Genomic DNA, 21,008 nt, shown 5'->3' with positions numbered 1-21,008 from the left:
TTGAACTCCAGCGGGTCGTCGCGTCGGTCGGTTCAGGAGGCCCGTTCGCCGAGCGCCAGCCGCAGCAGGTCCTCGCCGTCCAGGTCGTCGATCTCGTCGGTGGTCAGCGGGAGCGGGTCGGCACCCGGTTCCGGCTCGGCCAGGCTCAGCAGCGTGTCGAGCAGGCCGGCGCCGCGCAGCCGCGACAGCGGGATCAGTTGCAGCGCCCGCCGGATCCGGGTGTCGTCGTCGTCCTCGGCCCGACCGCCGAACAGCAGCGTGTCCAGGTGCTCGGCGAGCGCGCGGACGCTCGGGTGGTCGAACGCGACGGTGGCGGCCAGCCGCTCGCCCACCGCCCGGCCGAGCCGGTCGCGCAGCTCGACCGCGGTCACCGAGTCCATGCCGAGGTCACGCAGCGCGCGGTCGACCCGCAGGGTGGCCGGCTGGGCATAGCCGAGCACGGCCGCGGCGTGCCGCTGCACCAGCTCCAGGACGGCCGCCGGCCGCTCGGCCGCGGGCAGCGCGGCGAGCCGGTCCCGCTCGCTGTCCCGGCCGTCCGGTTCGGCCGTCCCGCCGGACGCGGCGTCGGCCAGCCCGGTCAGCAGCGGTTGCGGCCGCAGCGCGGTGAACGCCGGGGCGAACCGGTCCCACTCGACGTCGGCCACGACCACGCACCCGTCGCCGCCGCCGACCGCACCGGCCAGCGCCGCCACCGCGAGACCAGGGTCCATCGGGGGCAGGCCGCGCCGCTGGAGGTACGCGTCGGCTCCGTCCCCGGCCGCCATGCCGGCGCCCGCCCACGGGCCCCAGCCCACCGACGTGCCCGGCAGCCCGCGGGCCCGGCGCCGCCGGACCAGGCCGTCGAGGTGGGCGTTGGCCGCCGAGTACGCGCCCTGCCCGCCCGCGCCCCAGACACCGGCGATCGAGCCGAACACCACGAACGCGTCGAGCGGCGTGTCGCCGAGCACGTCGTCCAGCACCTCCGCGCCGACCACCTTCGCGCGCATCGCGTCGGCCAGGCCGCCCGGGGTGAGCTCGGTGATCGGGCACACCGTGCCGCTGCCGGCGGCGTGCACGACCGCGGACAGGGGGTGCTCCGCCGGCACGGTGCCGAGCAGCGCGGCCACCGCGTCCCGGTCGGTGACGTCGCAGGCCGCGACCGTCACCCGCGCGCCACGGTCGGCCAGGTCGCGAACCAGTTCCGGCACGCCGGGGGTGTCCGCGCCCCGACGGCCGGCGAGCAGCAGGTGCGGCGTGCCCCGGTCGGCGAGCCAGCGCGCCACGTGTCCGCCGAGCGCGCCGGTGCCGCCGGTCAGCAGCACGGTGCCGGTCGGCGTCCAACCGGTCCCGGTGCGCGGCCGGGCCGGCGCCCGGACCAGCCGGCGCGCGGTCACCCCGGACGCACGGACCGCGACCTGGTCCTCCCGGCCGTCGGCGAGCACGCTCACCAGGTGCCGGGCGGCGAGCACGTCGAGTTCGGCCGGCAGGTCGGCGAGGCCGCCCCACCACCGCGGGAACTCCAGCGCGGCGACCCGGCCGAGGCCCCACACCTGGTCGAGGTGCGGGTCGTCGCCGGTCACCGCGTCCTGGGTCAGGCACCACAGCGGCACGTTCCAGTCCAGGTCGTGCAGGGCCTGGGTGACACCGAGCAGCCACGCCGCGCCCCCGGTCGCCGGCAGGCAGGCGACGCCGGCCAGCTCGGCCGACCGGTACGGCCGCAGGCTCTCCGCCGCCGTCACCCGGTCACCGCCGACGATGACCACCCGGGACTCGGCGCCGCCGGCCTTCAGCGCGCCGGCCACGTCGCTGACGATCTCGTCGTCGCCGCCCGGCGTCACCACCAGCCAGGTGCCGGTCAGCCGGGCCGGTGTCGGGTGCGCCGGCCGCCACTCGATCCGGTAACGCCACGAGTCGGTGGCGGCCTGTTCGGCGGCCTGCCCGCGCCAGGCCGACAGCGCCGGGAGCAGCTCGGTCACCCGGGTGTCCGGCGCGACGCCGAGCAGGCCGGTGAACCGGGCGACGTCGTCGTCGTCGACCGCCGCCCAGAACGCCCCGGCGCCGGTGACCTCGGCCCGCGGCGGGGCGAGGACCGGCCAGTAGCGGTCCCGCGCGAACGGATAGGTGGGCAGGACGACGCTGGCGCCGCCCCACACCCGGTAGACCGCGGCCCAGTCGACGGGCTGGCCCACCACGTGCAGTTCGGCGAGCGCGGCGAGCAGGGTCGCGGTCTCGCAGTGGCCCTGCCGCAGCGCCGGCGCGATCACCGCCGGAGCGTCGGCGCGCTCGGTGAGCGAGTGCCGGGTCAGCGCGGTCAGGACCGGGTGCGGCCCGAGTTCGAGGAAGCGCGTCACGCCTGCCGCCTGCAGGCAGGCCACCCCGTCCGCGTACCGGACGGCACGGCGGGCGTGCCGGACCCAGTGTGCGGCGTCCAGCCGCTCGGCGACCTCACCGGTCACGTTGGACACGATCGGGATCCGCGGGGCGGCGTACGTCAGGCTCTCCGCCACCGCCCGGAACTCGTCGAGCATCGGGTCCATCCGGACCGAGTGGAACGCGTGCGAGACACGCAGCAGGTTGTTGCGCCGGCCCTGCGCGGTCCAGCGGGCGGCGAGCTCGAACACCGCGTCCTCGTCGCCGGACACCACCACCTGGGCCGGCCCGTTGACCGCCGCCACGTCCAGGCGGCCGGCGAAGTCGGCCAGCTCGGCGACGGCCTCGTCCTCGGTGGCGTCGACCGCGAGCATCGCGCCGCCGGGCGGCAACTGCTGCATCAACCGTCCACGGGCGGCCACCAGGGTGCAGGCGTCGTCGAGCGACAGCACCCCGGCCACGTGCGCGGCGGCCAGCTCGCCGATCGAGTGGCCGAGCAGCGCGTCCGGGACGACGCCCCAGCTCTCCACCAGCCGGTACAGCGCCACCTCGAGGGCGAACAGCCCGGCCTGGGTGTGCACGGTCTGCTGCAGGGCGTCGGCGTCGGAGTCGATCACCGTACGCAACGGCCGGTCCAGCACCGCGTCGAAGCGGTCGCAGATCTCGTCGAACGCCGCCGCGAACACCGGGAATCCGGCGCGCAGCTCCGCACCCATGCCGAGGCGCTGGGCGCCCTGGCCGGTGAAGAGCACGGCCAGCCGGCCGGGGCGGGCGGTCCCGCTGATCACCGCGGGGTCGGCCGTGCCCTGGGCGACGGCGGTCAGGCTCGCGGCCGCCCGGCAGTGGTCGCCGGCGAGCACGACCGCGCGCTCGTCGAGCAGGGTGCGGCCGGTGGCGAGCGAGTAGCCGACGTCGAGCAGCGGCACGTTGGGGTCGGCGGCGAGCCGGGCCCGCAGGCGTTCCGCCTGCTCGCGCAGCGCGGTGGCGGAGCCGGCCGACAGCAGCAGCGGCACCGTGGCCGGCGGGCCGGCCGGCTCGCGGGTCGCGGCGGCGGGCGACGCGGCCGGGGCTTCCTCGACGATGACGTGGGCGTTGGTGCCGCTGACCCCGAACGACGAGATCCCGGCCCGCCGGGCGCTGCCGAAACGCGACCAGGGCACCGGCTCGGTCAGCAGGCGCATCTCGCCGGCCGACCAGTCGACGTGCGGTGTCGGCTCGTCCACGTGCAGGGTGCGCGGCAGCAGCCCGTGCCGCAGCGCCATGACCATCTTGATGATCCCGGCGATCCCGGCGGCGGCCTGGGTGTGCCCCAGGTTCGACTTCACCGACCCGAGCCACAGCGGACGGTCCGGCGGCCGGTTCCGCCCGTACGTGGCCAGCAGCGCCTGCGCCTCGATCGGGTCGCCGAGCGTGGTGCCGGTGCCGTGCGCCTCCACCACGTCGACGTCGCCCGGGCCGAGGTCGGCGCCGGCCAGCGCCTGCGCGATCACCCGCTGCTGGGACGGGCCGTTGGGGGCGGTCAACCCGCTCGACGCGCCGTCCTGGTTGACCGCGCTGCCGCGCACCAGGGCCAGCACCGGATGCCCGTTGCGCCGGGCGTCGCTCAGCCGTTCCAGCACGAGCAGCCCCGCGCCCTCGGACCAGGCGGTGCCGTCGGCCGACGCGGCGAACGACTTGCAGCGCCCGTCGGCGGCGAGACCGCTGTCGACGGTGAAGCCGGTCAGCACCGACGGCGTGGCCATCACGGTGACGCCGCCGGCCAGCGCGAGCGTGCACTCCCCCTGGCGCAGCGACTGCGCGGCGAGGTGGACCGCGACGAGCGAGGACGAGCACGCGGTGTCGACCGTGACGGCCGGCCCCTCGAAGCCGAAGGTGTAGGACACCCGGCCGGAGATGGCGCTGCCGGCGTTGCCGGTCGCCAGGTAGCTCTCGGCGTGGTCACCGGCGGTGCCGACGAGCGCCCCGTAGTCGTGGTACATGGCGCCGACGAAGACCCCGGTGCGGGTGCCGCGCAGCAGCGTGTGGTCGACGCCGGCGTGCTCCAGCGCCTCCCAGGCGACCTGGAGCATGAGCCGCTGCTGCGGGTCCATCACCAGTGCCTCGCGCGGCGAGACGCCGAAGAGCTGGGCGTCGAAGTCACCGGCGCCGCTGAGGAAGCCACCCTCGCGCGGCCCGCCGGCGGCGGCGGTGAGCGCGTCGACGTCCCAGCCCCGGTCGGACGGCAGCGCGCCGATCGCGTCACCGTCGGCCGCCACCAGGTGCCACAGGTCCTCGGCGCTGGCCACCTCGCCGGGATACCGGCAGCCCATCGCCACGATCGCGATCGGCTCCCGGGCCCGGTCCTCGGCGGCGCGCAGCGCCTCCCGCGTGTCCCGAAGGTCGACCGTGGCCCGCTTCAAATATTCCAGGAGCTTGTTCTGGTCTGTCATGGCGCCTCTTTCCGTCGCTCACACCGCGCGGTCGAGGAACTCGAAGAGCTCCTCCGCCGTCGCCGACTCGAGGTCCTGCTCGCCGTCCGTGTCCTCGGTCCCGCCGTTCAGGCGGGCGACGAGCGAGCGCAACCTCCGCTTGACACGTGCATGCGCGTCGTCACCGGGCTCGACCGCGTCCAGCACGGCCTCCAACCGGTCCAGCTCCTCCAGGGCGACCTCGGCGGCCGGCTTGGCGGGTGGCACGAGCGCCAGCCGCAGGTGCTGGGCCAGCGCCATCGGGGTGGGGTGGTCGAAGACCAGCGTCGCGGGCAGCCGCAGGCCGGTGACGCCGGCGATCCGGTTGCGCAGCTCGATGCCGGTCAGGGAGTCCATGCCGAGGTCGAGGAAGCCCCGTTCGGAGCGCACCTCGCCGCCGGACGGGTAGCCGAGCACGACCGCGACGTGGGTGCGGACGAAGTCGAGCACGACGCGCTGCCGCTCCTCGTCGGGCAGCTCGACGAGCCGCTCGCGCAGCGGCGGGCCGTCGCTCTCCGCCGGGCGGCCGGCCGCGGACCGCACCGGGGTACGCACCAGCGAGCGCAGCAGGTGCAGCAGCGGCCCGGTGGCCGCGCTCAACGCGCCCTGGGCGAACAGCAGCGGCACCACCACCGGCGCGGGGTGCCGCACCGCCGCGTCGAACAACGTCATGCCGTACGCGGTCTCCATCGGCCGCAGGCCGGTCCGTTCGACCCGGCGCACGTCGAGTTCGGTGAGCGCGCCGGTCATCCCGGTCGGCTGCGCCCACGGGCCCCACGGCAGCGACTTGGCCACCAGTCCGTCGGCCCGGCGGCGCTGGGCCAGCGCGTCGAGGAACGCGTTGGCGGCCGCGTAGTTGCCCTGCCCGGCCCCGCCGAACGTGCCGGCGGCCGAGGAGAACAGCACGAACGCGGTGAGGTCGAGGTCGCGGGTGAGGTCGTGCAGGTTCGTCGCGCCCCGGGCCTTGCCGCGCATCACCAGGTCGACCCGGCCGGGGTCGAGCGCCGCGATCACCCCGTCGTCCAGGACGCCGACCGCGTGCACCACGCCGGTGAGCGGCCGGTCGGCCGGGATCGCGGCCAGCACCTCGGCCAGCCGGTCCCGGTCGGCCGCGTCGCAGGCCACCACCGTCGCCTCGGCCCCCAGGGCGGCGACGTCGGCGACCAGGTCCGCGGCGCCCGGGGCGTCGGCCCCGCTGCGGCTGGTGACCAGGAAGTGGCGTACGCCGTGCACGCCCGCCAGGTGTCGCACCAGCGCGCTGCCCAGCGTGCCGGTGCCGCCGGTGACCAGGACGGTGCCGTGCGGCCCGAAGGCCGGGGCGGTGTCGCCGTCGGCCGGCGCGACGCGCACCAGGCGGGCCGCGCGGACCCGGCCGGCCGCGGCGGCCAGCTGCGGCTCGCCCGAGCACACCGCCGCGGGCAGCGGCGTGAGGTCGGCGTCCGCGCCCAGGTCGAGCAGGACGAAGCGGTTCGGGTGCTCGGACTGGGCCGAGCGCAGCAGCCCCCAGGCCGCCGCCGGGGCGAGCGCGGGCTTCGCGCCGACCGCGCCCCGGGAGACCACGAGCAGGCGCGCCGGTTCGAACCGGTCGTCGCCGATCCACCGCTGGGCCAGCGCCAGGGCCTCGTGCACGCAGCCCGCCGCCCGGTCGACGACGTCGCCGTCGTCGTCGGTCGCGGACAGCGCGACCACCACCACGGCCGGGTCGTCGGCGCCGTCGAAGTGACCGGGGACGTCGTCGAACGTGGCGCAGGTGGTGATCCGCCCGCCCGCCGCGCGCACCTGGTCGGCCAGCGGGGCGTCGCCGACGACCAACCAGTGACCCGGATCGGTCGGGGTGACCGCGAGGTCGCTCCAGTCCAGCTCGTAGAGGGTGGTCGGCCGGGCCGGGCCGGACGCGCCGAACGAGGCCGGCAGCGGCCGGGCCGCGAGCGCGTCGACCGCGACGACCGGGGCGCCCGCCGCGTCGGCGATCCGCACCACGATGCCGTTCTGCTCGGAGAGGCCGAGCCGGACCCGGACGGTGTCCGCGCCGGTGGCCCAGAGGCGTACGCCGCTGAAGGAGAACGGCAGCTCGGCGCCGCGCGGTCCGGTGCCGCCGGCGGCCGGGTGCAGCGACCGCAGCAGCCCGATGCCGTGCAGGGCGGCGTCCAGCAACGCCGGGTGCACGCCGTAGCCGGCCGCGTCGTCCCCGTCGTCGTCGGGGAGCGCGACCTCGGCGAAGACCTCGCCGTCGCGCTTCCACATGGCGCGCAGCCCCTGGAACGCGGGGCCGTAGCCGTAGCCGCGCTCGGTCAGGTCGTCGTAGAACCCGGTCGTGTCCACCGCCTCGGCCTCGGCCGGCGGCCACTGCCGCAGGTCGAAGTCGGGTTCGTCGGCGGTCGGTGCGAGCGTCGCGCTGGCGTACCGGGTCCACTCCACGCCGTCGCCGTCGCCGGTGTCGGCGTCCGGGCGGGCGTAGACCGCGACGGTGCGGCGACCGGTTTCCCCGGGCGGGCTGACCACGACCTGGATCCGGACCGCCTGCCGCTCGGTGACCACCAGCGGCGCCTCCAGCGTCAGCTCGTCCAGCGCCGCGGCGCCGACCCGCAGCCCGGCCTGCAACGCCAGCTCGACGAACGCGGTGCCGGGCAGCAGCACGGTCCCGAGCACCGCGTGGTCGCCCAGCCAGCGCTGGTCGCCGGCGCTGAGCCGGCCGGTCAGCACCAGCCCGTCGCCGTCGGCCAGCGCCACGGCGGCGCCGAGCAACGGGTGGCCGGCGTCGGTCAGCCCGGCGCCGCTCAGGTCACCGGCCGCGGCGGTACGCGCCGGGGTGAGCCAGTAGCGGCTGCGTTGGAACGCGTACGTGGGCAGCGGTACCACCGGTGCGGCGTGCCCGGCCAGCGCGGCCGACCAGTCGACCGTGCCGCCCTGGGCGTGCAGCTCGGCGGCCGAGCGCAGCACCCGGGCCAGGTCGCCCTCGTCGCGGCGCAACGTGCCGACGACCGCCGTGCGGCTGCCCGGGTCGGCCTCGTCGAGGGTCGCGCGGACCGCCATGGCGAGCACCGGGTGGGCACTGGCCTCGACGAAGAAGTGGTAGCCGTCGGCGGCCAGGGCGCGCACGGCGGAGTCGAAGAGCACCGGCCGGCGCAGGTTGCGGAACCAGTAGCCGGCGTCCATCGTGCCGGTGTCGGCCCAACCGTCGTCCACCGTGGACCACATCGGGATGCGGCCCGGGACGGGGCGCACCGGGGCGAGCGCGGCGGTCAACTCGTCGCGCAGCGCGTCCATCTGCGGGCTGTGCGAGGCGTAGTCGACGGCGATCCGCTTGACCCGTACGCCGTCCGCGGCGCACGCGTCGGCGAAGCGGTCCAGGCCGTCCACCGTTCCCGCCACCACAGTGGTCTCCGGACCGTTGACCGCGGCGATCGACAGGTCGGGGTGGGCGGCGAGCCGCTCCTCGACCGGGCCGGCGCCCAGCCACACCGAGACCATGCCGCCGGTGCCGGCGACCGCGCCGACGAGCTTGCTGCGGACCGCGACGATCCGGGCGGCGTCGTCGAGGCTGAGGCCACCGGCCACGTGGGCGGCGACGATCTCGCCCTGCGAGTGGCCGACCACGGCGTCCGGCACCACGCCCCACGACTCCCAGAGCCGGGTGAGCGCCACCATCACGGCGAACAGCACCGGCTGGACGACGTCGACCCGCTCCAGCGAGGCGGCGTCGGGCCGGTCACGCAGGACGTCCTGGAGCGACCAGTCGAGGTGCGGCGCGAGCGCCAGGGCGCACTCGTCGATCGCGTCGGCGAACACCGGCGCGGTGTCCATCAGCGTGGCGGCCATGCCGATCCACTGGCTGCCCTGCCCCGGATAGACGAACACGGTCTCGCCGGTGGTCACCGTGCCGGTGACCACGTCGGCGCTGGGCCGGGCGGCGATCACGTCGTCCAGCCGGGCCAGCAGGTCCTCCCGGTCGGCGCCGAACAGCACCGCGCGGTGCTCGAACGCGGCCCGGGTGGTGGCCAGCGACCAGGCGACCGGGCCGGGCCCGGCGTCGGGCCGGTCGGCGAGGTGCCGGCGCAGCCGGTCGGCCTGTTCCCGCAGGGCCTCCTCGGTGCGACCGGAGAGCAGCCAGGCCAGCGGCGCCGGGGACGCCGGCGCGCCGGCGTCGGTCCCGGTGGGCTCCGGGGCCTGCTCGACGATGGCGTGCGCGTTGGTGCCGGTGCCGCCGAACGACGAGATGCCGGCCCGGCGTGGGCCGCCGCCGGACGGCCACGGCCGTCCCTCGGTCAGCAGCCGGACCGCGCCGCGTGCCCAGTCGACGTGCGGGGTGGGCTCGTCGACGTGCAGGCTCGGCGGCAGCACGCCGTGCCGGACGGCCATCACCGCCTTGATCACACCGGCCACGCCGGCCGCGGACTGGGTGTGCCCGATGTTGGACTTCACCGAGCCGAGCCAGAGCGGACGGTCGTCCGGCCGGTTCTGCCCGTACGTCGCGATGATGGCCTGGGCCTCGATCGGGTCGCCGAGCGTGGTGCCGGTGCCGTGCGCCTCGACCAGGTCGACGTCGGCCGGCTCCAGGCCGGCGTTGGCCAGCGTCTGCGCGATCACCCGCTGCTGGGAGGGGCCGTTGGGGGCGGTCAGGCCGTTGGAGGCGCCGTCCTGGTTGGTCGCGGTGGCGGCGACCACCGCGAGCACCGGGTGCCCGTTGCGGATCGCGTCGGAGAGGCGCTCCAGCAGGACGACGCCCGCGCCCTCGCCCCAGCCGGTGCCGTCGGCGGCCGCCGCGAACGGCTTGCAGCGGCCGTCCGGGGCCAGGCCGCGCTGGCGGCTGAACTCGGTGAACGAGGTCGGGGTGGGCAGCACGGCGACGCCGCCGGCCAGCGCGAGGTCGCACTCGCCCTGCCGCAGCGCCTGGGCGCCCAGGTGCAGCGCCACCAGCGACGATGAGCAGGCGGTGTCCACGGTGACGGCCGGGCCCTCCAGCCCGAGCCCGTAGGCCACCCGGCCGGAGACGGCGGCGGTGCCGGTGCCGGCCAGGAAGAAGCCCTCGGTGGCGCCGAGGCCCAGGTGCGCGCCCATGCCGTAGCCCTGGAACGAGGTGCCGACGAAGACGCCGGTGCGGCTGCGGGCCAGCGTCTGCGGGTTGATCCCGCCGCGCTCGATCGCCTCCCAGGACGTCTCCAGCAGGATCCGCTGCTGCGGGTCCATGGCGAGCGCCTCGCGCGGGCTGATGCTGAAGAACCCGGCGTCGAAGTCACCGGCGTCGTAGATGAACGCGCCCTCGCGGACGTAGGAGGCGCCGAGCGCGTCGGGGTCCGGGTCGTAGAGCGCGTCGAGGTCCCAGCCGCGGTCGTCGGGGAACCGGTCGACCGCGTCGACGCCGTTGACCACCAGCTCCCACAGCTCCTCCGGGGTCCGCACGCCGCCGGCGTACCGGCAGCTCATCCCCACGATGGCGATCGGCTCGTCGGCGCCGTTGGCGGCCGCCACGACGGTCTCGGCCGGCGCCTCGCCGAGCAGCTCGGCGCGCAGGTGCTCGGCGAGCAGCGCCGGGGTCGGGTAGTCGAAGATGAGCGTGGTGGGCAGTTGGAGGCCGGTGGCGGCGCGCAGCTTGTTGCGGACGTCGACCGCGGTGACCGAGTCGAAGCCCAGCTCCCGGAAGGCGCGGTTGGGTGCGATCTCCTCCACCCCGGTGTGCCCGAGCGTGTCGGCGGCCAGGTTGCGCACCAGGTCCTGGAGGAACCGCTTGCGCTCGCCGGCCGGCAGCGCGGTCAGTCGGGCCGCGAACTCGCCGGTCTCGCCGTCGGCGCCGTCCGGCCGGTCCGCCTCGCGTCCGGCGCGGGCCTCCGGGATCTCGTCGATGAGCGGTCGCGGGCGGGCGGCGGTGTAGCTGGGCGCGAAGCGCTCCCAGTCGATGTCGGCGACGGTGAGGTGTGGTTCCGGCTCGCCCATCGCCTGGTCGAGCGCGGCCAGGGCGAGCTGCGGCGGCATCGGGCGCAGGCCGCGCCGGGCGAGCTGGGCGACCGCGTCGGCGGTGGCCATCCCGCTGCCCTCCCAGCCGCCCCAGGAGACCGCCAGCGCGGGCTGCCCGCGCTCGTGCCGCTGCCGGCAGAGCGCGTCGAGGTAGGCGTTGCCGGCGGCGTACGCGGCCTGGCCGCCGCCGCCCCAGACGCTCGCGCCGGAGGAGAAGACGACGAACGCCTCCAGGTCGTCGCCGGCCAGCTCGTCGAGGTTGCGGGCGCCGGTCGCCTTGCCGCGTACGGTGGCGGCCAGCTCGGCCGGGTCGATGTCGGTGATCGGTGTGGACTGGGCGACCCCGGCGGCGTGGAAGACGGCGGTCAGCGGGGCGGTGTCGTCGACGCCGGCGAGCAGCGCGGCCAGCGCGTCGCGGTCGGCCACGTCGCAGGCGACGATCCGCACCCGCGCGCCGAGTTCGGTGAGCTCTGCGGCCAGCTCCGCCGCGCCGGGCGCGTCGGGGCCCCGGCGGCTGGTCAGGAGCAGCCGCTGCGCGCCGGCGGTGGCCAGCCGGCGGGCGACGTGGGCGCCGATGGTGCCGGTGCCGCCGGTGACCAGCACCGTGCCGCGCAGGCTCGGCGCGGGCCGGCGGTTCGGGTTCGGCGCGGCGCGCACCATCCGCCGGGCCAGGACGCCGGAGGCGCGGACCGCCAGTTGGTCCTCGTCGCCGATTCCGGCGAGCGCGGCGGCGATCCGGCCGGCCGCGCGGGCGTCGATCTCCGGCGGCAGGTCGATCAGGCCGCCGACGCGGTCGGGCTGTTCCAGGCTGGCCACCAGGCCCAGGCCCCAGCTCTGGGCCTGGGTGGCGCCGGTGATCCGGTCGGCCGGGGAGACGCTGACCGCGCCCCGGGTCACGATCCACAGTGGCGCGTCCCGGTCCGCGCGGGCGTGCTCCTGCACCAGGGCCAGGTTGCCGACGGTGCCGCGGGTGACGTCCGGCCGGTCCGGGTGCGGGGTCTCGTCCAGCGCCAGCAGCGACACGATGCCGGCGAGGTCCGTCGTGTCGACGTCGGTGACCACCTCGGCGCCGTGCGCGGTGAGCAGGCGGCCGATCTCTTCGGCCGTCGGTTCCCCGTCCGGGGCGACGAGCAGCCAGCGGCCGGACAGCGTGGCCGGGCCACCGGTCGGCGCCGGTCGCCACTCGACGCGGTAACGCCAGCCGTCGACGGTCCGGCGGCGCTGCTCCCGCGACCGCCAGGAGGCCAGCACCGGCAGCACCGGGGCGATCCGGTCGGCGCCGTCGGCGCCGAGCGCCTCGATCAGCGGGGCCAGGTCGGAGCGTTCCACCGCGTCCCAGAACCCGGCCTCGGCGGCGTCCTGCGCGGTGCCCGTGGAGGCCGGCGCGGGGTTCGGCTCGAGCCAGAAACGCTGGTGCTGGAAGGCGTACGTGGGCAGCGGCACCGGCGGCGCGGCGCCGTCGGCCCGCGCGGGCAGCGCGGTCCAGTCGAACCGGGCGCCCCGGGCGTACGCCTCGGCGACCGAGGCGCGGAAGCGGTCCAGGCCGCCCTCCTCGCGGCGCAGCGACCCGACGGCGACCGCCTCGACGTTCGCGTCCTCGGCGGCGTCCTGCACCGCGTGCACCAGCACCGGGTGGGTGCTCGCCTCGACGAAGACGGTGTGCCCGTCGCGCAGCAGTTGCCGCACCGCGTCGGCGAAGCGCACCGTCTGCCGGATGTTGCGGTACCAGTACGCCGCGTCGAGGTCGGCGGTGTCCACCGGCCCGCCGGTGACGGTCGAGTAGAACACCGGGCCGTCGCCGGCGCGGGGCGCGATGCCGGCCAGCTCGGCCAGCACCGGCTCGCGCAGCACGTCCATGTGCCAGGAGTGGGCCGCGCCGGGAATGCGGATCTTGCGGACCCGGACGCCCTCGGCGGTCAGGTCGGCGAACAGCCGGTCGGCGGTCTCCGGATCGCCGGCCACCGAGACGGTCCGGGGACCGTTGACGGCGACGACGTCCAGGCCGGGGTAGTCGGCGAGCCGGGCCTCGACGTCGGCGGCGGGCAGCGACACCGCGACCATCGCGCCGGCGATCTGGGCGCCCCGCTCGGCCAGCAGTCGGCTGCGCACGGCGATCACCGTGGCGGCGTCGTCCAGGGTCAGGCCACCGGCCAGGTAGGCGGCGGCCACCTCGCCCTGGGAATGGCCGACCACGGCGGCCGGCTCGACGCCCTCGGCGCGCCACAGCTCGGCCAGCGAGATCATGGTGGCGAACAGGGCGGGCTGGACCACCGCGACGTCGTCGAGCGACCGCTGCGGGTCGGCGCCGCGCAGCACGTCGGCCACCGACCAGCCGAGCCGGGGACGCAGCACCGCGTCGCAGGCCTCGACCGAGGCGCGGAAGACCGGCGAGGACGCCAGCAGCCCCTCGGCCATGCCGAGCCACTGCGGGCCCTGGCCGGGGAAGACGAAGGCGACCTTGCCGCCGGCACCGGCGACGCCCCGGACCAGGCCGGGCGCGCCGCTGTCGGCGGCGAGCGCGTCGAGCAGTCCGGCGTAGCCGTCCCGGTCGTCGGCGAACAGCACCGCGCGGTGCGGCAACCGGCCCCGGGTGGTGCTCAACGCGTACGCCACGTCGTCCGGCCGCCAGTCGGGCTCGGCGTCGAGGTGGGCGCGCAGCCGCTCGGCCTGCGCCCGCAGGGCCTTGGCGGTGCGGGCCGAGAGCAGCCACGGGCCACCGGCCCGGTCGACAGTGGACCCGGCGCCCGCCGGGGCCTGCTCGATGATCACGTGGGCGTTGGTGCCGCTCATGCCGAACGAGGACACGCCGGCCCGGCGGACCCGGTCGGCGGCGGGCCACGGCACCGGCTCGGTGAGCAGCCGGACGCCGCCCGCCGACCAGTCGACGTGCGCCGAGGGGCGGTCGACGTGCAGGGTGGCGGGCAGCAGCCCGTGCCGCAGCGCCAGCACCATCTTGATGATCCCCGCGACGCCCGCCGCGGACTGGGTGTGCCCGATGTTCGACTTGATCGAGCCCAGTCGGAGCGGGGCGTCGTCGGCGCGGTCCCGGCCGTACGTGGCCAGCAGCGCCTGCGCCTCGATCGGGTCGCCGAGGGCGGTGCCGGTGCCGTGCGCCTCCACCGCGTCCACGTCGGCGGCGGTGAGGCCGGCGTGCCGCAGCGCGGCGGCGATGACCCGCTGCTGCGACGGCCCGTTCGGGGCGGTGAGCCCGTTGCTGGCCCCGTCGTGGTTGACCGCCGACCCGGCGACCAGCGCCAGGACCGGGTGCCCGTGGCGGCGGGCGTCGCTGAGCCGCTCGATCAGCACCACGCCGGCGCCCTCGCCCCAGCCGGTGCCGTCGGCGCCGTCGGCGAACGCCTTGCACCGCCCGTCCGGGGCGAGCGCGCCGCCGCGGCTGCTGTCGACGAACATCCCGGGGGTGGTCATCACGGTGGCGCCGCCGGCGATCGCCAGGTCGCACTCGCCGTGCCGCAGCGCCTCGGCCGCCAGGTGCAGCGCCACCAGCGAGGACGAGCAGGCGGTGTCCACGGTGACCGCCGGGCCCTCCAGGCCGAACGTGTAGGAGATCCGGCCGGCGACCACGCTCGTCGCCGTGCCGGTGAGCAGGTGCGGTTCGGAGCCCTCGGGTAGCCGCAGGTCGCCGACGCCGTAGCCGGTGGTGGCGGCGCCCACGTAGACGCCGGTACGGCTGCCGCGCAGCGTCTCCGGGTCGATGCCGGCCCGCTCGAACGCCTCCCAGGACGTCTCCAGCAGCAGCCGCTGCTGCGGGTCCATGGTCACCGCCTCGCGGGGGCTGATCGCGAAGAACCCGGCGTCGAAGTCGGCCACGCCGTCGACGAAGCCACCCTCGAAGGTGTACGAGGTGCCGGGCTCGAAGAGGTGCTCGACGTGCCAGCCGCGGTCGGCCGGGAACGCGTCGACCGCGTCGACGCCGCCGGCGACGATGCGCCACAGCGCGTCGGGGGTGTCCGCCCCGCCCGGGAACCGGCAGCCCATGCCCACGATGGCGATCGGGTCGTCGGCCGGCCGGTCGACCGGCACCGGGGTGACAACGGGCGACTCGGCGGCGGTCCCGCCCAGTTCGGCGTCGAGGAAGGCGGCGACGGCCGCCGGGGTCGGGTGGTCGAACACGAGCGTGGCGGGCAGCCGCGTGCCGAGCACGGCGCGCAGCCGGTTGCGCAGCTCGATCGAGGTCAGCGAGTCGAAGCCGATCTCCTTGAACGGCCGGTCCGGCTCGACCGCCTGCGGGCCGGGCAGGCCGAGCACCGTGGCGGCGTCGGCGCGTACCTGCTCCAGCAGGGCGGCCCGGTCGAGCCGGGGCCGATCGGCGTCGCGGCCGGTGCCGGCCGCCCGGCGCTGCGGGGCGCGGGCCAGCTCGGTCAGTACGGCGGGCAGGTCGGCGGCGCGGGCGGAGAGCGCGGCCGGGTCGAACCCGGTCGGTACCAGCGCCGGTGCGGCGGCGGCGAGCGCGGCGTCCAGCAGCGCGAGTCCGTCGGCCTCGGTCAGCGGCGGGAAGCCGGCGGCGGCCAGGCGCGCCCGGTCACCGTCGGTGAGCTGCCCGACCATGCCGCCGCCGGACCACGGACCCCAGGCCAGCGCCTGGGCGGGCAGGCCGGCCGCGCGGCGTCGGAGCACGAGCGCGTCGAGCAGGTGGTTGGCGGCGGCGTAGCCGGCCTGCCCGGCGCTGCCGACGGTGCCGGCCAGCGCCGAGAAGACGACGAAGGCGGCGAGGTCGAGGCCGCGGGTCAGCTCGTCCAGGTGCAGGGCGGCGTCGCCCTTGGGCCGCAGCACGGTGTCCAGCCGCTCCGGGGTCAGCGCGGACACGACCCCGTCGTCGAGCACGCCGGCGACGTGGAAGACGCCGGTCAGCGGCCGGTCGGCGGGGATGCCGTCGATCAGGGCGGCAAGGGCGGACCGGTCGGCCACGTCGCAGGCGACCACCTCGGCGCCGGTCGGCACGCCGTCGCCCGGGTCGACCGCCCCGGGTCCACGCCGGCTGGCCAGGATCAGGTGCCGGACGCCGTGCTCGGCGGCCAGGTGCCGGGCGACCAGGGTGCCGAGCCGGCCGGTGCCGCCGGTGATCAGGACCGTGCCGGCCGGGTCGAGCGGCCGGGGCACGGTGAGCACCACCTTGCCGACGTGCCGCGCCTGGCTGACGTGTCGGAACGCCTCGGGCGCCCGGCGGACGTCCCAGGCGTGCACCGGCGACAGGCGCAGGCTGCCGTCGGCGAACAACTCCACCAGCCGGCCGAGGATCTCCCGGATCCGGGCCGGCCCGGCGTCGATGAGGTCGAAGGCGCGGTAGGTGACGCCCGGGTGGGCGGCGGTCACCGCCGCCGGGTCGCGCACGTCGCTCTTGCCCATCTCGACGAACGTGCCGCCGCCGGCCAGCAGCCGCAGCGAGGCGTCCACGAACTCGCCGGCCAGGCTGTTCAGCACCACGTCGACGCCCTCGAACGCGGCCTCGAAGCCGAGGTCCCGCGACGACGCGATGTGCGCGTCGTCCAGGCCCAGCCCGCGCAGCACGTCCCACTTCGCCGGGCTCGCGGTGGCGAAGACCTCGGCGCCGAGGTGCTGGGCGAGTTGCACGGCGGCCAGGCCGACGCCGCCGGTCGCGGCGTGGATCAGCACCGACCGGCCGGCGGTGAGCGCGCCCAGGTCGTGCAGGCCGTACAGGGCGGTGCCGTAGACGATCGGCACGGACGCCGCCTCGGCGAACGTCCACCGCTCGGGCATCGGCGCGAGCACCCGGTGGTCGGCCACCGCGACCGGGCCGAACGACGCGGGGCAGAGCCCGAACACGCGGTCGCCGGGGCGCAGCGCGGCGACGTCCGGCGCGACCTCCAGGACCACGCCGGCGACCTCGGCGCCGAGGTCGACGCGGCCCGGGTACATGCCGAGCGCGGCCAGCACGTCGCGGAAGTTCAGCCCGGCGGCGCGCACCGAGAGGCGGACCTGGCCGGGGGCCAGCGGCGCGTCCGCGCCGGACGGCACGAGCGCGAGCTGGTCGAGCGTGCCGTTCTCGGGCAGCGCGAGCCGCCAGTGGTCGGTCCCGGCGGGCGGGACGAGGTCGGCGGCCGGCTCCACCCGGCGCAGCCGGGCCCGGTACAGGCCGGTGGTCCGGATCGCCAGTTGCGGCTCGCCGGTGGCCAGCCCGGCCGCGAGGGCGGGCAGCGGGTCGGGCGCGACCAGCGGGCCGCCGGGCAGGTCGACCAGCACGACGCTGCCCGGGTCCTCGGCCTGGGCCGACCGGACGAGTCCCCAGACGGCCGCGCCGGCCAGGTCGGTGACCCGGTCGCCCGGCTCGGCCGCGACGGCTCCCCGGGTCACCACGACCAGGCGGCTCGCGCTCCCCCGGAGGCGGGCGAGCAGGTCGAGCGTGCGCGTGGTGGCGGCGCGGACCCCCTCGGCGGTCGGCGTGTACCCGACCACCGGGACCAGCAGGACGTCGGCGTCGCCGCCGACCGGAACGCCGGCGCCGATCGGGTCGCCGTCGAGCTGGGCCCAGCGGGGTGCCGGGGTGTCCTCGGCGGCCAGCGGGGACCAGGCCAACCGCAGCAGCGCCGCCGCGCCGGTGACCCGGGTGGCGAACTGCGCCCCGGCGATCGGGCGCAGCAGCACCCGGTCGACGGTGAGCACGGGCGCGCCGGTGTCGTCGTAGGCGTCCAGCCGGACCGCGTCCACGCCGTCCGGGACAAGCCGGACCCGCAGCGTGGTCGCGCCGGTGGCCCGCAGGGTGACCCCGGTGAAGGAGAACGGGAGACCGGTGAAGCCGTCCGCGGCCGTCGCCCGGGCGGCCAGCGCCTGCAGGCCGGCGTCGAACAGGGCCGGGTGCACACCGTAGCGGCGGGCGTCGGACTCCTCGCCCGCCGGCAGGCGCAGCTCGGCGAGGATCTCGTCGCCGGACCGCCAGGCCGACCGGATGCCCCGGAAGACCGGGCCGTAGGCCAGGCCGGCGGCGTCGAAGCCCGCGTAGAGCGCGGCCACGTCGACCGGCTCGGCGTCGGCCGGTGGCCAGGCCGGCGCCGCCGGCGGCGGGGTGGCCGTCGCGGCCGGGGCGAGCACGCCGGTCGCGTGCACGGTCCACGGCTCCTCGGGCCAGCCGTCGGCCGCCGCGCCCGCCACCCGGGAGTGGACGGTGACGTCCCGGCGGCCCTCCGCGTCCGCCGCGCCCACCAGCACCTGCACCTGCACGGCCGCGTCGGCCGGCACGACCAGCGGCGCCTGGAGCACCAGCTCCTGCACGACACCGCAGCCGACCTGGTCGCCGGCCCGCACGGCGGCCTCGGCCAGCGCGGTGCCGGGCAGCACGACCCGGCCGAGCACCACGTGGTCGGCGAGCGCCGGATGGCTGGCCACCGACAGCCGGCCGGTGAACAGCGCCTCGTCGCCGCCGGCCAGCATGACGCCGGCGCCGAGCAGCGGGTGGCCGGTCACGCCCAGGCCGGCGGCCCCGACGTCGCCCCAGCCCGGCGCCGGCTTCGGCCAGAAGCGCTGCCGCGCGAACGGGTAGGTGGGCAGCGCGACGGTCCGGCCGGCCGCGCCGTCGACGGCGGTCCAGTCGACGGGCACCCCGCCGGTGTACGCGGTGGCCAGCGCGGACCACAGCGTCGCGGCCTCGGGGCGGTCGCGGCGCTGGGTGGCGACGGCGGTGACGTCGTCCAGCTGCTCGGCGGCGAGCGCGGTGAGCGGACCGTCCGGGCCGATCTCCAGGTACGCGGTGGTCTCCCGCCCGCGCAGCCAGGCCAGCCCGTCGGCGAAGCGGACCGTGCCGCGCACGTGCCGGACCCAGTGGTCGGCGTCCATCCGGTCGACCGGCTCACCGGTCAGGTTGGACACCACCGGGACACGCGGCGCGGCGTACGTCAGTCCCTCGGCCACCGCCCGGAACTCGTCGAGCATGGCGTCCATGCGCGGCGAGTGGAAGGCGTGCGAGACGCGCAGCCGCTTGGTCTGCCAGCCCCGCTCCCGCCACCGGGCGTCCAGCTCGTCGATCGCGTCGGCGTCGCCGGAGACCACCACGGCGGCCGGGCCGTTGACCGCGGCGACGTCCACGCCGTCGACCAGCTCGGCGCGGACCGCCGCCTCCGGGGCTGCCACGGCCAGCATCGCGCCGCCGGCCGGGAGCGCCTGCATGAGCCGGCCTCGGGCGGCGACGAGCGTGCAGGCGTCGTCGAGGTCGAGCACGCCGGCCACGTGGGCGGCGGCGATCTCGCCCACCGAGTGGCCGAGCATCCGGTCGGGGACGACGCCCCAGTGCTCCAGCTGACGGGCCAGCGCGACCTCGAAGGCGAAGAGGGCGGCCTGCGTGTGGACGGTCTGGTGGATCTCCTCGGACCCGAGCGCCTCGGCGAGCCCGTCGAAGCGGGCGCGGATCGCGTCGAAGTGCTCCGCGAAGACCGGGAACCCGGCGGCCAGGGCGGTGCCCATGCCGATCCGTTGGGCGCCCTGACCGGTGAAGAGGAAGGCCAGCTTGCCGTCGCGGGTCGTGCCGCGGACGACGCCGTCGTGCTCCGCGCCGGACTCGACCGCGGCCAGCGCGGCCAGCAGCTCGTCGCGGTCGCCGGCCCGGACGACGGCCCGGTGCGCCATCGCGGCCCGGGCGGTGGCCAGCGTGTGGGCGACGTCGGCGGGCCGGATCGCGGGGTCGGCGTCCACCGCGGCGCGCAGCCGGGCGGCCTGGCGGCGCAGCGCCTCGCCGGTACGCGCCGAGATCGGCACCGTCACCGGTCCCCCGGTGTCCTCGACCGCCTCCGGGGCGGCCGGCGCCGGGGACTGTTCGAGGATGATGTGCGCGTTGGTGCCGCTCACCCCGAACGACGAGACGCCGGCCCGGCGGGGGTGGCCGGTCTCCGGCCAGTCCCGACTCTCGGCCAGCAGGGCGACGCGGCCGGCGTCCCAGTCGACGTGGGAGGTCGGCTCGTCGAGGTGCAGGGTGCCGGGCAGCACGCCGTGCCGCAGCGCCATGACCATCTTGATGATGCCGGCGACGCCGGCGGCGGCCTGCGGGTGCCCGATGTTCGACTTGACCGACCCCAGGTAGAGCGGCTCGCCGGTGCGGTCCTGGCCGTACGTGGCGAGCAGCGCCTGGGCCTCGATCGGGTCGCCGAGGGTGGTGCCGGTGCCGTGGCCCTCGACCGCGTCGACGTCGGCGGGGGTGAGCCCGGCGTTGGTGAGCGCCTCCAGGATCACCCGCTGCTGGGCGGGGCCGTTCGGGGCGGTCAGCCCGTTGGACGCCCCGTCCTGGTTGACCGCGCTGCCCCGCACCACCGCGAGGATCGGGTGGCCGAGGCGTTGCGCCTCGGAGAGCCGTTCGACCAGAAGCACGCCGACGCCCTCGGACCAGCCGGTGCCGTCGGCGGCCTCGGCGAACGACTTGCAGCGGCCGTCGCCGGCCAGGCCGCGCTGGCGGCTGAACTCGGTGAACACGCCGGGGGTGGCCATCACCGTGACACCGCCGGCGATCGCGAGGGAGCACTCGTTCTGCCGCAGCGACTGGCACGCCAGGTGCAACGCGACGAGGGACGAGGAGCACGCGGTGTCCACGGTGAGCGCCGGGCCTTCCAGGCCCAGCACGTAGGAGATCCGGCCGGACACGACGGCGGTGGCGCCGCCGGTGAGCAGGTAGCCCTCGCTGTCCGAGCCGGCGTTGCCGAACAGCGCGAGGTAGTTCTGGTCGTTGGTGCCGGCGAAGACCCCGGTGCGGCTGCCGCGCAGCGACGTCGGGTCGATGCCGGCCCGCTCGATCGCCTCCCAGGTGGACTGCAGCAGGATCCGCTGCTGCGGGTCCATCGCGACCGCCTCGCGGGGCGAGATGCCGAAGAACGCCGGGTCGAAGTCCCCGGCGCCGTCGATGAAGCCGCCCTCGCGCACGTAGCTGCTGGCCGGGCGGTCCGGGTCGGCGTCGAAGAGGCGGCCGAGGTCCCAGCCGCGGTCGGTCGGGAACGGACCGATCCCGTCCCGCCCCTGCGCCACCAGGTCCCACAGGTCGTCGGGTGAGCCGGCACCACCGGGGTAGCGGCAACTCATCCCGATGATGGCGATGGGTTCCCGGCCGCCGTCCTCGACCTCCCGCAGGCGCTGGCGCGCCCGGTGCAGGTCAGTGGTGACCAGCTTCAGATAGTCGCGAAGCGTGTCGTTGTCAGCCATCAGTGAGGACCTCATTTTGCGACGGAGTGCGCCTGGCGGGGCCATGACCAGGCCGGATCGGCCATGGCTGACGCTAACGGCGGCCTTCGGCGCCGGACACCCCTAGCCGGG

The 21,008-nt window shown here is 76.9% G+C and carries 1 protein-coding gene and 1 pseudogene; both read right to left on the bottom strand.

Annotation, left to right across the window (positions count from 1 at the left end; translation table 11 throughout):
- Positions 1-32: 32 nt before the first annotated feature.
- Positions 33-4,778, bottom strand: a pseudogene (locus tag GA0070213_RS16815) (type I polyketide synthase); the annotation flags it as partial.
- Between the two features lie 18 nt (positions 4,779-4,796).
- Positions 4,797-20,897, bottom strand: coding sequence for a type I polyketide synthase (locus tag GA0070213_RS31895; RefSeq protein ID WP_245716424.1), 16,101 nt, complete (start codon positions 20,895-20,897; stop codon positions 4,797-4,799).
- Positions 20,898-21,008 lie beyond the last annotated feature (111 nt).

The sequence above is a fragment of the Micromonospora humi genome, assembly GCF_900090105.1.
In the GTDB taxonomy this organism is placed as follows: domain Bacteria; phylum Actinomycetota; class Actinomycetes; order Mycobacteriales; family Micromonosporaceae; genus Micromonospora; species Micromonospora humi.
This window is presented reverse-complemented; position numbering and strand designations above follow the sequence as displayed.